Genomic DNA, 13,339 nt, shown 5'->3' with positions numbered 1-13,339 from the left:
CTACGCCTCCCCCTCTCTGATCATCACTATGGCATCCTTGGGACAGCCGTTCGCGCAGATTCCGCAGCCTTTGCAGAAATCATAATCAATATCAACTTTGTCGTCCGATTTGAAGATTACGCCTTCCGGACAGTTCATATAACAGATATAACAGCCTGTACACGCCTCGGAGTCCAGAACCGGCTTACGGGTCCGCCAACCCGCATTCACAGTGACCAAATGACCGGCATCATAGCACGGACCTTCCGGCAGGTCGGACAAAAATTGGGGATTAACGTATTTGCGCAATGCGGGTCGGTTCATCCTGCAGCCTCCTTGCTTCGTCATAAATCCGGGACACAACCTGGCGGTTCTTATCCAGTAGGCTTCCTTTGAGAAAATGGGACATGCCCTCAAGTACGGATTCTACGCCCGTAATGCCGGAAACTCCGATCAGTGCGCCCAGCATGGCCGTATTTGTAATCGGTCTGTTCAGTATTTCCAGGGCAACCGAAGTAGCATCGAGCGCGATAATCCGGCTGCCTCCTTGTTCTTGATATTTTTCCGGTCTGGACGCATTCAGAATCAGCTTGCCATCCTCCTTCAAATCGGACAACAGTTCCTGCCGATACAGCGTTTCATCCAGCACGACAATATAGTCACACCGGGTGATTTCGCTGCGGTCCCGAATCCGGACATCATCAATCTTCGTAAAAGCCTGCATCGGCGCGCCGCGCCGCTCCGGTCCGAAAGAAGGGAACGCAAGCGCATGCTTGCTGCCGTACAAAGTGACCGCCGAGCCAAGCAGCTTAGAGGCGGTGAAGCTGCCTTGACCGCCGCGGCCGTGCCATCTGATCTCGATCATAAGGCCACCTTGGCCGCTTTTTGACGCAGCAGTTCCAGACGGTTCAGCGCATCATGCAGGGTCTCCTGCCGTTTGGCAAAATGGAAACGGATCAGATGACTGATCGGTTCACGGAAGAAGCTGGAGCCGGGAACGGCGGCTACGCCGACTTCCCTTGCCATCCATTCGCAGAATGACACATCGTCGCTTGCGCCAAATTCCGAAATATCCACCATGACATAATACGCGCCCTGCGGCACGGTATACTTCAGCCCCAGGCTCTCCAATCCATCCAGAAACAGATTGCGCTTCTCACTGTACAGCCTGGTCAAATCCGTGTAATAGCTCTCCGGAAAATGCAGTGCGGTCACCGCCGCCTCCTGCAGCGGAGCGGCCGCGCCGACGGTAAGGAAATCGTGAATTTTGCGCGCGCCCTCGGCAATCGCGGCAGGAGCGATCAGGTAGCCGAGTCTCCAGCCGGTTATGGAATAGGTTTTGGACAGCGAGCTGCACGACAGTGTCCGCTCGAACATTCCGGGAAGCGAGGCGAAGTACGTATGTTCAAATGGCTCGTATACAATATGCTCGTACACTTCATCAGTAATGACAAACGTATCGTATTTCTCCGCCAGACCGGCGATAATCAGCAGCTCTTCCCGGCTGAACACTTTCCCTGTCGGATTCGAGGGATTGCAGAGAATAAGCGCCTTGGGCTTCTGGCGGAATGCCGCCTCCAGCTCATCGGCGTCAAAGCCGAAGGCTGGCGGTTTCAGCGCCACATAAATCGGCTCGGCCCCCGACAAGATAGCGTCCGCCGCATAGTTCTCATAGAACGGGGAAAAGACGATCACCTTGTCTCCCGGATTGCAGACCGTCATCATGGCCGCCATCATGGCTTCCGTGCTTCCGCAGGTGACGACAATCTCGGTGTCCGGATTGATCGGAATTCCGAGAAGCTTGGACTGCTTCACCGCCAGCGCTTCACGGAAATTCGGCGCGCCCCAAGTGACGGCATATTGGTGAATCGAGCCTTCCGCTGTATTCACCAGCGCCCGTTTCAGTTCTTCGGGCGGGTCAAAATCGGGAAATCCCTGTGATAAATTTACCGCACCGTGCGCGTTGGCAATCCGGGTCATCCGGCGGATGACCGATTCGGAGAATACCTCCAGCCTTCTGCTAAGCTCTGGCATGATCAACACTCGCTTCCCTTTGTGTATTTTGCTCTCTCAGATCGACGATGCGCTTCGCCTTGTGCGTCGCTCTTGGCAGCACATTCGCTTCCAGCACGGATACTTCGGACGGCCGGACACCGAGCCGGGTCTTTAACTTCTCGGATACTTTGACGGCAATCGCCTCGCTTGATTCTTCATTTCCTTCCGCGCGTTCCACTGAAACTTTATACTTTGTGGCATAATTTTCATTAGAAAGAGTTACCTGATATTCCCCGGTCAGTTCCGGCATATTCCGGACCACAAATTCAATATCGCTTGGAAAAACATTAACGCCGGAGACGATAAACATATCGTCCAGCCGCCCAGCGATATGAATCCGTCCGTGCGTCCGGCCGCAGCTGCACGGCTGCCGGTCAAAGGTTCCAATATCCCCTGTGCGGAACCGGATCATCGGGCGTGCCGACTTGCGCAGGGTCGTCAGAACCAGTTCTCCGCGTTCGCCGTCCGCCACCGGTTCCAGAGTAGCCGGATTGATGACTTCAACCAAAATATGGTCTTCAGCGATATGGAGGCCGTTCCGCTCCTCGCACATGCCCGCGCAGGCCCCGAATATATCCGAAATGCCGTAGAAGTCAACGATCTTCGCGTCCCACAGACGTTCGATCGCTTCACGGGTGGCTTCTATGGAACCCCCAGGCTCTCCGGCTACAATAATCGTACGGATGGCAAGATCCTTGGCCGGATCAATCCCCTGCTTCCTTGCCGTCTCCCCCAGATACCAGGCATAGGACGGCGTCGTCCAGATGATCGTAGGCTGAAATTCTTTCAAGATAAATAGCAGCCGTTCGGATGGAACCGTCCCTGCCCAAATGCACAAGGCTCCCAGATTTTGCGCGCCGATTACATCCGGTCCGCCAACGAACAGGGTGAAATTCAAGGCATGCACATACCGGTCTTTCGGTCTCATGCCTGCTGCCCAGAACAACCGGCTCTGCACATCCTGGTATTCATCAAAATCCGTTTTGGTAAAAGGACTCACCGTTGGAATCCCCGTCGAGCCGCTTGAGGCGGACACGAACACGACATCTTCTTCATCAACGGCTGCCATATCGCCGAGCAGCGGCTTTTTCAGCTGTCTTTCCCGCTCAATCTGTTTGTTCACGAAAGGAAATTTGCGGATATCCTCAAGTCGGTTCAAATCGACAGGCTTGACTCCGTGCAGGTCAAACGCCTCTTTATAATAACCCGAGCGGCTGTAGGCAAATTGCAAATGCTCGCGGAGCTGAACCAATTGATACGCCTCAAGCTCGTCATGCGGCAATGTCTCCAGTTCCCGGTTCCAGTACTTATCGCCCATTATTCAAGTGCCCTCCTCCAATTGATTTTCACGCCCGCACATCGCGGCATTTGTTGACGATTTACCTTTTGTCCGTCTCTCCCGCAATCAGTTCTCCAAGACTCTGAATCACCTGTACGAGAACAATCAGCAACACAACGGTTATAATCATGACATTCGTTTCGTAACGGTAATAACCGAACCGGATGGCCAAATCTCCGACGCCGCCTCCGCCCACAATTCCCGCCATCGCCGTATAACCGACCAGGCTGACAACCGTGACCGTCAATCCCCGCAGCAGTCCGGGCAGCGCTTCAACCAGCAGGACCTCCCGGATGATCCGACCGTTCGTCGCGCCCATTGCGGTTGCGGCTTCAAGCACGCCTTTGTCGACTTCAACAAGCGATCCCTCTACAAGCCGCGCATAAAAAGCGACGGCAGCGACCGAAAGCGGAACCGATGCGGCGAGCGGACCGATCGTTGTTCCGGTAAGCATATGAGTGACCGGAATTAAAAGAACGAGCAAGATTACAAAAGGCGTCGAACGAACAATATTTACAAGCAGTCCGCCGATTAAATGGAGAATCCGGTTCTGCCAGAACAGACCCTCCCGGGTAATATAAATGAACAGGCCAAGCGGCAGTCCGAGTACAATGGAAATGAATATCGAGATGCCGCACATTAAAAAAGTCTCCATAAAGGCCTTGATCAAATCCGTTATCAGTCCTGTAACGCTTAGACTAAGCATGCAGCTCCTCCACCTCCGCCACTCTGGTTCTTAAATAGGAAACAGCGGAATCCACACTTTCCTTGGCGCCTTCCAAATTCAGAATGAGAACTCCTATCGGCTGTTCCGCGATGTATTCAATTTTGCCATGGAGAATATTCATATCGACGGGGAACTTTCTGACCGTTTCGCTAATCACCGGTTCTTCGGCCCTTTCGCCCCTGTACACCAGCTTAAAGAGCCGTTTCGTGCGATTCTCGTTCAATTTCCGCGGCAATTCCAAATCCAGCGTGCTGTTGACCAATTGTTTGGTGAATGGATGTTCGGGAACCGCAAAAATCCGGAATACATCTCCTGTCTCCACGACCTCGCCTTTGCTCATGACCGCTACCTTATCGCATATTTTTTTGATAACGTCCATTTCATGCGAAATAATGACCGTCGTAATCTTAAGACGATTGTTAATCTCCTTAAGCAGATCAAGTATGGATTGGGTCGTCTCCATATCGAGAGCGGAAGTCGGTTCGTCGCACAGCAGAATCTGCGGATCGTTGGCAATCGATCTTGCGATCCCCACCCGCTGCTTCTGGCCGCCGCTTAAGTTAGACGGATAGCTCTTTGCCTTGTCGAGCAGACCGACCAGTTCAAGCACTTCCGGCACTCTCCGCTCGATCTCGCTCTTAGATTTTCCCGCCGATCTCATGGCGAAGGCAATATTATCAAAGACCGTTTTATTATGAATCAGGTTGAAATGCTGAAAGATCATTCCCGTCTTTAAACGCAGCTGTCTCAGCGCTTCTCCCTTTAAGTGGGTAATATCGTTCCCACCAATCAGAATTCTTCCGTCCGTAGGTCTTTGCAGCAGATTGATTGTCCGCAGCAGCGTGCTTTTTCCCGCTCCGCTAGTGCCAACGATCCCGAAAATTTCCCCTTCCCCAATCTCCAGCGTTACACCGCGAACAGCCTCTACCTCCTGCTTGCTCTTCAATGTATATTTCACAGAGATATTCTCAAACCGGATCATGACCCCCACACCCCTTATGCGTTGTTAGAAGAGCTATTTGTTGGCAATGTTCCATTTCTCCGAATACCACTGAGGTCTTTGGAAATCTTTGAATTCATGCTGATCGCTCTCGATTTCATTCTTGAAGGCTTCAGAATTCACAACCTCCACAATAGCTTTGGCAAAATCTTTGTCCTTATCTTCCGTTCTGATGGCGATCACGTTCTTCAGATCCTCGGACAGCTCTTCCTTAATCACAGCCGTTCCCAGCGGAATGCCGGCGGCGATGGCATAGTTGCCATTAATGGCGGACAAGGTGACGCTGTCGAGCGAACGGGGAAGCTGGGCGGCTTCAACCGGCTGGAATACAAGCCCGTACGGGTTTTGATCAATATCTTTTTCGGAAGCTTTCGTAGGGTCAATTTCATTCTTGATCGTAATCAGGCCCGATTTAACCAGCACCTGCAGCGCTCTTGCCTGATTCGTAGGATCATTCGGCACCGAAACAATATCGCCTGGCTTCAGCTTGCTCTTCAATTCTTCCAGACTTCCGGCTGTGAGCGTCTTGGAATATACACCCAGCGCTGCAGTAGGCACATTGGTAATCGAAGACAGTTCAAGACTGTGATCGGCAGAAAATTTCTTCAGATAGCGTTCATGCTGGAACAGATTAGCTGTGATTTCCTTGTTGCCGAGCGCCAGATCCGGCTGAACATAATCCGTAAACTCCTTGATCTCCACTTTGTAGCCTTTCTTCTCCAGCTCAGGCTGAATCGCTTTGCGGATCATATCCCCGTAAGGCCCAGGCGCGACCCCGAACACCAGAGTTTCATTTTTTGAAGAGCCGCTGACCTGCAGCCACGCGCCTCCGGCAATAAGAATTACGACGATCAAAGAAATAGCGGCAATAATGATTTTTCTGGATTTAGTCATTTTGATTTCCCCTTTTTAATCAATATGGTTTGGAGCTTTCCAAGTTTTTCCTAAAATCCTCCTTTCCCTAATTTTTAATTATTATTCCTATAAGATTAATGTACTTTAACACTTTAAAGCTTTCTCGAAAAATTTGTCAATGACATGGAACGCCTTTTTTTTCGGATTATACGATCTACCAAGCAGTTTTTTCTGCATAAAAGTGAAAAAAACCTCCGATTCTCAATACATCCCTTCGGCTTTCGGTCAAGGTTCACTCACAAAAAATCACAGTTAACCGATCCGAAATAAACAAAAAAACCGCCTATACAGGCGATTTAATAAGTAAAACAAACGATCTGAATTACGCTTAGCAAAAACAATTCAACCTATTGACTTTTTCATTATCATGCATAAGTAAACAGAAAATGAATAATTATTTTTCCGCATAAAGTCCCAGGACAAATTGTTAAATTATCTTCACAACTGCTCTGCCGATTCTTTATGAGACTACTGGTTCCAGATAACCATCAGCAGCTTATTGACCAGAACCGCGATCCCATACACCGCTGCCTGTCCGGGCCGGTTCATCAGGATCAGCAGAACGATCGGCGTTCCGAACATCAGAATCTCTAGCAGCAGATGCAGCGGGGCGGGCAGAGCGTAGGAGGCTCCGGGAGCGCCCAGGATTGCCCAAACTACGGCCGCGATCAGCGGCAAACCCAGGCAGAGCAATGTTCTGCTCCAGCCACTGCCTCCCAACCGGTAACCCCAAAACCCGTAAACGATCAGGACAACGATCTCCAGCAAAAAACGAAGCGAAAGGTTAAGCATTTGCAATATTCCGATCATGTTCCATTCCTCTCCCATCCTGTAATTAAATTTGGCTTTCCGTGAAAAAACATAAACTAATCGTATTAGTTTTATAATAAACTAATACGATTAGTTTTTCAATGGTGATTTTTCATTTTTCTCAAGTCTTGTTCGTTGAGGCTCCTTGTATAAGGGTAGAATCGAACCGGGGATGCCCGGAATTGGTTGGAGTAATCCCCCAGCAGTGGAACGCTGCCTGTTCTGCCAGGGGTGTATGTGGAGACGTCCTCCGTCTTCGTCTTTATTCAGTTGAACTGCCAGGCCGTCAGGCTCAGGCTTCCCCACTGATAGCTGCGGTGAAGAAGCTCCGCATTGCGGACCGCATCCCCGCTACCCATCGCCAGCAACAGCGGAATGAAATGCTCACTTGTGGGAACAGCGCGATCTGCGTAAGGAGCCAGCTCCCGGTAGCGGAACAACTCATCCAAATTCCAGTCCTCCAGACGCTTCTCAATCCAGGTATCGAATTCCAGCGCCCATGGATCTACGTCTTCTGCTCCGGCGCCCCACTTGATCTGCCGCAGATTGTGGACGATTCCGCCGCTCCCGATGATGAGTACATCCTGCTCGCGCAGCTCACCCAGCGCTTTTCCAATCTCGTACTGCTCCGCATTGCTCAAGTACCGGTTCACCGACAGCGCTACGACGGGAATGTCCGCGTCCGGGTAGATGAGCTTCAGCACCGCCCAGGAGCCGTGGTCGAGCCCCCGGCTTGTGTCGGGTACGACCGGGATTCCTGTCCCATTCAGCAGCGACAAGACTTGTTCGCTAAGCGCGGCGTCTCCGGAAGCCGGATACGTCATCCGGTACAATTCATCCGGAAAACCGGAGAAATCATAGATAGTCCCATGGGTTTGGACCGCACTGACCTGCTGGACCTTATGCTCCCAATGGGCGGAAAAGATTACAATTGCCTTTGGCTTACGGGGCAGCGAGGCGGCAAGATTTTTCAAAAAAGCGGTATACTCGTGGTCTTCAATAACAAGCGACGGCGCGCCGTGCGCAAAAAAGTATGATGGCAACATGGCGTTTCACTCCTTCTTCTCTGAGATTAGACTGTCTTCCAGCAAAAAGCTGAGCAGATCCCGGCGGTTCGTCCCTGTTACTTAAACGCAAGAGTCATCGCGAGAATCGCGCCCTGGCTGAAGCCCATGACATAACGCCGCGCGGGATCAACCGCATATTTTTCCGAAGCAAATTCAATAAATTGTTCCAGCAGGCCAACCGCGCGGTCGAACATTTCACGGACCGGATTCCCGAGACTCTTCAGCTTATAATATTGATAGCCCTGACCCCCGTGTATTCATACGGCGCGTCCATCAGCTACGGTTCCCTTTATCGAACAGCGCGCTGTCCAGCGACAGACCAGTTCGTCCTGCTACGGCCAGATACAGGGCAATCAGAATAAAGGCCAGGTCCAGTTCATATCCGGCGGACTGCCCGTTACCGAGAAGACCGGCCGACAGTTTGGCGGTAAATACCGCTCCGACAAGCACCGCAATCAGCACGACCGACACATATCGCGTGAACAGGCCCAATATCAACATAACGCCGCCGATGAGTTCAACCGCCGCCACCACATAGGCCAAGAATCCGGGAACACCGATGCTTTCGAACCATCCCGCAACGTTGCCGAGCCCCATTTGCAGCTTGCTGATCCCGTGAGCGAGAAATAACCCCCCGAGTACCACTCTCATCAAAATCGTCACCGTGTTTTTCATTATTCATTTCTCCTTTCAAACTATAAGTAATATATATTATTTTTTTATGTAAATAAACATAAACAAAATAATGAGGTTTGTCAATATTAAATATAGTTACTGACTAATTGTAATCTATTAACTGATTTTCTCGTGTTTATTCGATGCGAGTTTATTCGATCTGAATGGCCGCACCGCCGCCGAAAATGATAAGATATTTGAATGACTACATTAATTCCTTCAAACGAGGTGACCGCCGGTGGATATCGGTTCCACAATTCGTGCCATACGCAAGCGCAAAAATATTACGATCGCCCAAATTTGCGAACAGACCGGTCTTTCCCAAGGGTTCATGAGCCAGGTCGAAACCAACAAAACCTCTCCTTCCATCGCAACGCTGGAAAGCATTGCCGGTGCGCTTAAGGTGCCGATCGCCTACCTGCTGCTGCGCAAAGAGGAAAGAATTCAGATTGTGCGGGCTCCTGAGCGCATGCAGACGACCAGCGGCCCCGAACATTTGAAAGTGTCCCATCTTGGGAGGACGAAAAATATGCGGATGGTGCTCGTCGAGTTTCCACCCGGGTCATCAACCGGCGAACACCCCCATGCCCACGAAGGCGAGGAGACACATCTGGTCATCCGGGGCAAGATCCGCGTGGAACAAGGCGAAGATGAAGCCATGCTGGAAGAAGGAGACGCCTTCAGTTGGAACGCCTGTACCCCCCACAAGGTCCAAAATATAGGCGAAGATACCGCCGTGGTGCTGATCGCCGTATATACCGAAGAGCAGGAAGATTGGAAGCTGACTTAGAGTACATTCCAAGACCACGGAACTGAGAGGTTACGTAGTAAAAAGGTCTTCGGAATGGAGTATTATGATGCTTTCCAACATTAGTGTAACAAAGCAAGTAACACCTCCCGATATAAATAAGAGCATTAAGCCCGGGAGGAATGTAAATGAATATCAGAATTAAATTAATTGTGTTGGTAGCGCTGCTGATTGCAGCTCTCACCGGCAGCAGTATTTTAGCTGTAACATCTATTCGTGAAATTGCAGACCAGGCGCAGGAGCTGCGCAAACTGAATGAACTGCAGCGGGACATGAAGCAGGTTCAATATCTGCTTGCCGGGCTGGCAAATGACGAAAGGGGATATTTGCTTACTGGAGAGATGGAATTCACCGAGGAAATGCAAACGAAGATGGGCAATCTTAACAAACTGCTCCAAACGATGGCTCCGGCCCTTAAGGACAAGTACGGTTCCGCGATGCAAGAGATCGAGGGCTCAGTGTCGAATCTGTTCCAATTGAACGGTGAAATGGTGCGCCTGCGCAGCAGCGGCTCCGTACAGGAAGCGGAAACCGTACATTTCGAGCAAGAGCGAAGTCTGCGCAAACAAAAGGTAAATCCTGCAGTCGAAAATGTGGTCAAGCTTCTTGCAGAGGAGGCTGCTCCGGTTGAGAAACATATTAAAGAAAATTCCACCCGCTCTCAAACGATCTTGCTGACGGTCTCCATTCTAAGCGTAATACTCGGATCGGCCGCCTCCTTTCTGCTTCTGCGAATCATTTTGAAACCTTTAAGACTACTCAATGAACAGATGATTGAAATCGCAGCGGGTGAAGCCGACCTTACAAAAGCGATTCAGATTGCCCAAAAAGATGAATTTGGCATGCTGGCGGGAAGTTTTAATGCATTTGTCGCATCGTTAAGATATATCGTCCGAAAAGTTGGCGAGTCCACCGATCATCTCGCTTCCGTTTCTCAGCAATTCTTCGCAAGCGTCGAGCAGTCCCAGTCCACATCGCAGCTAATCGCCGAATCCATGCAAACCATTGCCGACAGAGCTTCCGAACAAAACAGACTTGCTACCCTTAATGCAAAGCAGACGCGCGAATCATTGGAAAGGATTGAGTCCATTTCCCATCACTCCTCGGATATGGCTTCCGCTTCGCTCAGTATGCATGACCAAGCGGATCTTGGAGAGCGAACAATTGCGCAGACGGGTGAAAAAATGAATGATATCAAGCAAGCCGTTGACGAAGCCGATTCGAGATTAACCCTTCTCTCCGAACAGACGGTGAAAATCGCCGAGATCACTTCGCTGATCAACGAAATTTCCGAGCAGACCCATTTGCTAGCGCTCAACGCATCAATCGAAGCGGCAAGAGCGGGCGAAGCGGGCCGCGGATTTCACGTCGTAGCCGAAGAAGTGAAAAAACTAGCCGGACATTCAGCCAAATCGGCCAAAGAGATTCGCGAATTGATCGGGAATATTCGGGAGAACGCAAATATGGCGCTCACTAGCATGACGGATGTCAAAGCCAGAACCACGGAAGGAAACGAAATCATGAGCCATAGCGTGAATCAGTTCCGGGAGATCCTGCAATCAATCAGCGAGGTTTCCGGCAAAACGTCGGAAATCTCCGACTCGGCGCAGCTTGTCTGCAGAGAGTTCACTGTCGTATCGCAATCCATGGAAACTGTTGGAAAGGTAACAAGCGACATTTCTGCCGGTACACAAGAGATTGCCGCGGCCACCCAGCAGCAATTGGCATCCGGTGAAGAAATGCGTTTTGCAGCCGAATCTCTTAATGACATGGCAGGAAACCTCCAGTCTCTGATCTCACGATTTAAAGTCTGATCCCCCGTTTCCTCTTCCGTTAAGCTGTAATAAGCCAAAAAAAGGCTGTACCGTGCAGAGATGATGATCTGCCGGCACAGCCTTTTTGTAATTCCATTTTTTCAATGGCAACCGTCCCTGACTTCCGCAGGGAAGTTATTTTTTCAATAGTAAATAGGCAAAGTACGGCGCTCCGATCAAAGCGACCATGATTCCTGCCGGAACCCCTTCGGGACCGACAATATTATGGCCTATGACATCGGCGACCATCAGCAGCCATCCTCCGAGCAGCAGCGATACAGGGATATACATCTGATGCCGGGGGCCAACCATCGATTTGGCGATATGCGGCGCCATCAGACCGATAAAGGCGATAGCGCCCGTTACGGAAACGGCAGCCGAAGCCAGCGCGACAGCGGCAAGAAGCAGCCCCAGCCGTTCACGCTGAAGCCGCACTCCGATGCCGACAGCCACATGATCGCTGAGCGCCAGCAAATTCAGCACGCCCGATTTGTACAAGACGTAAGGAATCAGGATGACCAGCCACGGAGCCAGTGCGGATATGAACGGCCAATCTGTTCCCCAAATATTGCCCGCCAGCCATTTGGCAATAAATTCGTACTTCTGGCGGTCGGATGATGAAATAATGAAGATCATAAGTCCCGACAAGGCCATCGAACAGCCGATGCCCGTCAGCACCAGTTTGATCGGCTGAAGCCCTTCGCTTCTGCTGTTGGACAGGATATAAATCAAGGCGGCTGCCAAGAAACCGCCGGCAAATCCGACCAATGGCAGCAAATACGCGAACGAACCGGCATCGAGCGGAAAATGCAAGAAGAAGACGGCAACCGCCACTCCCGCGCCTGAATTGATGCCGATTATGCCGGGATCGGCCAAATCGTTCCGGGTAACGGCCTGAAGGATGGAACCGGACAGCGCCAGAGCCATCCCGGACAGCAAGGTAACCAGCATACGGGGAAGGCGTATGGAGAAGAGCACAAATTCGTCCTTGAACGAACCGTGCCCAAGAAGCGTTGGGAAAATACGGTCGTAAGAGACGGAAGCACTTCCGATCCCCATGCCTGCAAAGATGGTGGCGATTAGCAGCAGAACGAGCGCAATAAGGATTCTTCTCTGCCGGGCAACAAGTTCAGACTGAATCATGACAGAAATTTCGCCCCTTTGCGAACAATAATAAGAAAGAAAGGAAATCCCAGCATGGCTATGATGGCGGCCACGGGCGTCTCAAAAGGCGCGTTGACCATCCGTCCCATTGTGTCGGCCAGCAGCATGAACGCAGCTCCTCCAAGCGCCGAGAGAGGTAGAATACTCCGGTAATCGGTTCCGGCAAACGTCCTGACGATATGTGGAACCATAAGCCCGAGAAACACCATATTCCCCACAAGCGCGACAGAAGACCCTGCCAAAATAATAACCATCGCATAGAGCGCCGCCTTGATTTGTCCCGTCTTCAAACCGAGGCCGGTCGCCGCCGTTTCGTTCAGGCTTAATATGGTCAGCGGACGGGCAAGACTTATTGAAATGAGTATTCCGCCAATGACAAAGGGCGCAATACTCCGAACCTGTACCCAACTGGTGCCGACGAGTCCGGCTGCGGTCCACATGGATACGTCTTTTGAAAGCTTAAAATACAGGGCTACGCCTTCGGCTACAGCGGTCAACAGCGCTGAAATGGCTGCTCCGGCAAGCACCAGCTGTATGGAAGACAATCCGCTCTTCGATGCGGCCCCAAGTCCGAACACCATGAGCGCTCCGGCTGCCGCGCCTGCGAAGCAGGCCAGCATAATGCCGAAGTAGTTCAGCGAAGGAATAAACGCCAGTGCGCATGCCAATGCGGCATTGCCGCCTGAAGTGATGCCGAGCAGTCCGGGGTCGGCCAGCGGATTCCGCGTCAGTCCCTGCATGATCGCTCCAGCAACGGCGAGAGCCGCGCCAACCAGAATGCCTGCCGCTATGCGCGGCAGGCGGATTTCCCGAATCAGTGTTATATCGTCTCCGGAAACATTCGAGGTCAGGGCAAGCCAGGCTTCATGGAGCGTGGTGCTCTTCGCTCCCACAACCAGCGAGACCGAAAAAGAGAGAATAAGAAGAACTAAGACGGCCAGCAGCTTTCCCCATCGTACTCTTGCATGTGCAGATTCAGCTCTCAT

Annotated in this window: 15 protein-coding genes; 2 read left to right on the top strand and 13 right to left on the bottom strand. The window is 51.4% G+C overall.

Annotated elements, in window-relative coordinates; translation table 11 throughout:
- The 11 genes from PUR_RS12900 to PUR_RS12850 all read right to left on the bottom strand — a co-directional run bounded on the left by PUR_RS12900 (window position 1) and on the right by PUR_RS12850 (window position 8,567).
- Window positions 1-303: a 4Fe-4S binding protein gene (locus PUR_RS12900; protein WP_179035591.1), complete on the bottom strand. Its 303-nt coding sequence runs from the start codon at window positions 301-303 to the stop codon at window positions 1-3.
- Complete coding sequence (locus tag PUR_RS12895) at window positions 272-844, bottom strand: 2-oxoacid:acceptor oxidoreductase family protein (protein WP_179035590.1); 573 nt, start codon at window positions 842-844, stop codon at window positions 272-274. The genes PUR_RS12900 and PUR_RS12895 overlap by 32 nt, the downstream gene beginning before the upstream one ends.
- Window positions 841-2,013, bottom strand: coding sequence for a pyridoxal phosphate-dependent aminotransferase (locus PUR_RS12890; RefSeq protein ID WP_179035589.1), 1,173 nt, complete (start codon window positions 2,011-2,013; stop codon window positions 841-843). Before PUR_RS12890 ends, PUR_RS12895 begins: the two co-directional genes overlap by 4 nt.
- Window positions 2,000-3,352 (bottom strand): phenylacetate--CoA ligase family protein, encoded by a 1,353-nt coding sequence (locus tag PUR_RS12885; protein ID WP_179035588.1) that lies wholly within the window; start codon window positions 3,350-3,352, stop codon window positions 2,000-2,002. Before PUR_RS12885 ends, PUR_RS12890 begins: the two co-directional genes overlap by 14 nt.
- A 61-nt stretch (window positions 3,353-3,413) precedes the next feature.
- Window positions 3,414-4,079: a methionine ABC transporter permease gene (locus PUR_RS12880; RefSeq protein WP_124694351.1), complete on the bottom strand. Its 666-nt coding sequence runs from the start codon at window positions 4,077-4,079 to the stop codon at window positions 3,414-3,416.
- Window positions 4,072-5,082, bottom strand: a complete 1,011-nt coding sequence (locus PUR_RS12875) for a methionine ABC transporter ATP-binding protein (RefSeq protein WP_179035587.1) — start codon at window positions 5,080-5,082, stop codon at window positions 4,072-4,074. The genes PUR_RS12880 and PUR_RS12875 overlap by 8 nt, the downstream gene beginning before the upstream one ends.
- Before the next feature lie 33 nt (window positions 5,083-5,115).
- Window positions 5,116-5,994 carry a MetQ/NlpA family ABC transporter substrate-binding protein gene (locus tag PUR_RS12870; RefSeq protein WP_179035586.1) on the bottom strand — a complete coding sequence of 293 codons (879 nt, stop codon included), beginning with the start codon at window positions 5,992-5,994 and terminating at the stop codon, window positions 5,116-5,118.
- A 489-nt stretch (window positions 5,995-6,483) separates the two neighbouring features.
- On the bottom strand, window positions 6,484-6,825 hold the full coding sequence (locus tag PUR_RS12865; RefSeq protein WP_179035585.1) for a YrdB family protein: 342 nt from the start codon (window positions 6,823-6,825) through the stop codon (window positions 6,484-6,486).
- 266 nt (window positions 6,826-7,091) lie between these two features.
- Window positions 7,092-7,871, bottom strand: a complete 780-nt coding sequence (locus PUR_RS12860) for a dioxygenase family protein (protein ID WP_179035584.1) — start codon at window positions 7,869-7,871, stop codon at window positions 7,092-7,094.
- Window positions 7,872-7,948: 77 nt separating this feature from the next.
- Window positions 7,949-8,086 carry an alpha/beta hydrolase gene (locus PUR_RS12855; RefSeq protein ID WP_179035583.1) on the bottom strand — a complete coding sequence of 46 codons (138 nt, stop codon included), beginning with the start codon at window positions 8,084-8,086 and terminating at the stop codon, window positions 7,949-7,951.
- A gap of 79 nt (window positions 8,087-8,165) precedes the next feature.
- Entirely contained in the window at window positions 8,166-8,567 is a 402-nt protein-coding gene (locus tag PUR_RS12850) for a DoxX family protein (RefSeq protein ID WP_179035582.1), read from the bottom strand.
- Between the two features lie 238 nt (window positions 8,568-8,805).
- Here PUR_RS12850 and PUR_RS12845 point away from each other — a divergent pair, with 238 nt between their 5' ends.
- Both PUR_RS12845 and PUR_RS12840 read left to right on the top strand, forming a co-directional pair.
- On the top strand, window positions 8,806-9,357 hold the full coding sequence (locus PUR_RS12845) for a helix-turn-helix domain-containing protein (RefSeq protein WP_179035581.1): 552 nt from the start codon (window positions 8,806-8,808) through the stop codon (window positions 9,355-9,357).
- Between the two features lie 146 nt (window positions 9,358-9,503).
- Window positions 9,504-11,189 carry a methyl-accepting chemotaxis protein gene (locus PUR_RS12840; protein ID WP_179035580.1) on the top strand — a complete coding sequence of 562 codons (1,686 nt, stop codon included), beginning with the start codon at window positions 9,504-9,506 and terminating at the stop codon, window positions 11,187-11,189.
- A 135-nt stretch (window positions 11,190-11,324) separates the two neighbouring features.
- On the opposite strand, the gene PUR_RS12835 is transcribed toward PUR_RS12840, so the two are convergent.
- Window positions 11,325-12,332 carry a FecCD family ABC transporter permease gene (locus PUR_RS12835; RefSeq protein WP_179035579.1) on the bottom strand — a complete coding sequence of 336 codons (1,008 nt, stop codon included), beginning with the start codon at window positions 12,330-12,332 and terminating at the stop codon, window positions 11,325-11,327.
- A complete protein-coding gene (locus PUR_RS12830; RefSeq protein WP_179035578.1) occupies window positions 12,329-13,339 on the bottom strand; it encodes a FecCD family ABC transporter permease in 1,011 nt (336 codons plus the stop codon). Before PUR_RS12830 ends, PUR_RS12835 begins: the two co-directional genes overlap by 4 nt.

Origin of the sequence: Paenibacillus sp. URB8-2, from assembly GCF_013393385.1 — a bacterium.
Lineage (GTDB): Bacteria > Bacillota > Bacilli > Paenibacillales > Paenibacillaceae > Paenibacillus_AQ.
The sequence above is the reverse complement of the archived record's forward strand: the minus strand, read 5'-3'. Positions and strand labels throughout refer to the sequence as shown.

Excerpts from the sequence above, each read along its gene's own strand:
- PUR_RS12900 (WP_179035591.1), bottom strand. The coding sequence starts at position 303 with ATGAACCGACCCGCATTGCGCAAATACGTTAATCCCCAATTTTTGTCC.
- PUR_RS12895 (WP_179035590.1), bottom strand. The coding sequence starts at position 844 with ATGATCGAGATCAGATGGCACGGCCGCGGCGGTCAAGGCAGCTTCACC.
- PUR_RS12890 (WP_179035589.1), bottom strand. The coding sequence starts at position 2,013 with ATGCCAGAGCTTAGCAGAAGGCTGGAGGTATTCTCCGAATCGGTCATC.
- PUR_RS12885 (WP_179035588.1), bottom strand. The coding sequence starts at position 3,352 with ATGGGCGATAAGTACTGGAACCGGGAACTGGAGACATTGCCGCATGAC.
- PUR_RS12880 (WP_124694351.1), bottom strand. The coding sequence starts at position 4,079 with ATGCTTAGTCTAAGCGTTACAGGACTGATAACGGATTTGATCAAGGCC.
- PUR_RS12875 (WP_179035587.1), bottom strand. The coding sequence starts at position 5,082 with ATGATCCGGTTTGAGAATATCTCTGTGAAATATACATTGAAGAGCAAG.
- PUR_RS12870 (WP_179035586.1), bottom strand. The coding sequence starts at position 5,994 with ATGACTAAATCCAGAAAAATCATTATTGCCGCTATTTCTTTGATCGTC.
- PUR_RS12865 (WP_179035585.1), bottom strand. The coding sequence starts at position 6,825 with ATGATCGGAATATTGCAAATGCTTAACCTTTCGCTTCGTTTTTTGCTG.
- PUR_RS12860 (WP_179035584.1), bottom strand. The coding sequence starts at position 7,871 with ATGTTGCCATCATACTTTTTTGCGCACGGCGCGCCGTCGCTTGTTATT.
- PUR_RS12855 (WP_179035583.1), bottom strand. The coding sequence starts at position 8,086 with ATGTTCGACCGCGCGGTTGGCCTGCTGGAACAATTTATTGAATTTGCT.
- PUR_RS12850 (WP_179035582.1), bottom strand. The coding sequence starts at position 8,567 with ATGAAAAACACGGTGACGATTTTGATGAGAGTGGTACTCGGGGGGTTA.
- PUR_RS12840 (WP_179035580.1), top strand. The coding sequence starts at position 9,504 with ATGAATATCAGAATTAAATTAATTGTGTTGGTAGCGCTGCTGATTGCA.
- PUR_RS12835 (WP_179035579.1), bottom strand. The coding sequence starts at position 12,332 with ATGATTCAGTCTGAACTTGTTGCCCGGCAGAGAAGAATCCTTATTGCG.
- PUR_RS12830 (WP_179035578.1), bottom strand. The coding sequence starts at position 13,339 with ATGAGAGCTGAATCTGCACATGCAAGAGTACGATGGGGAAAGCTGCTG.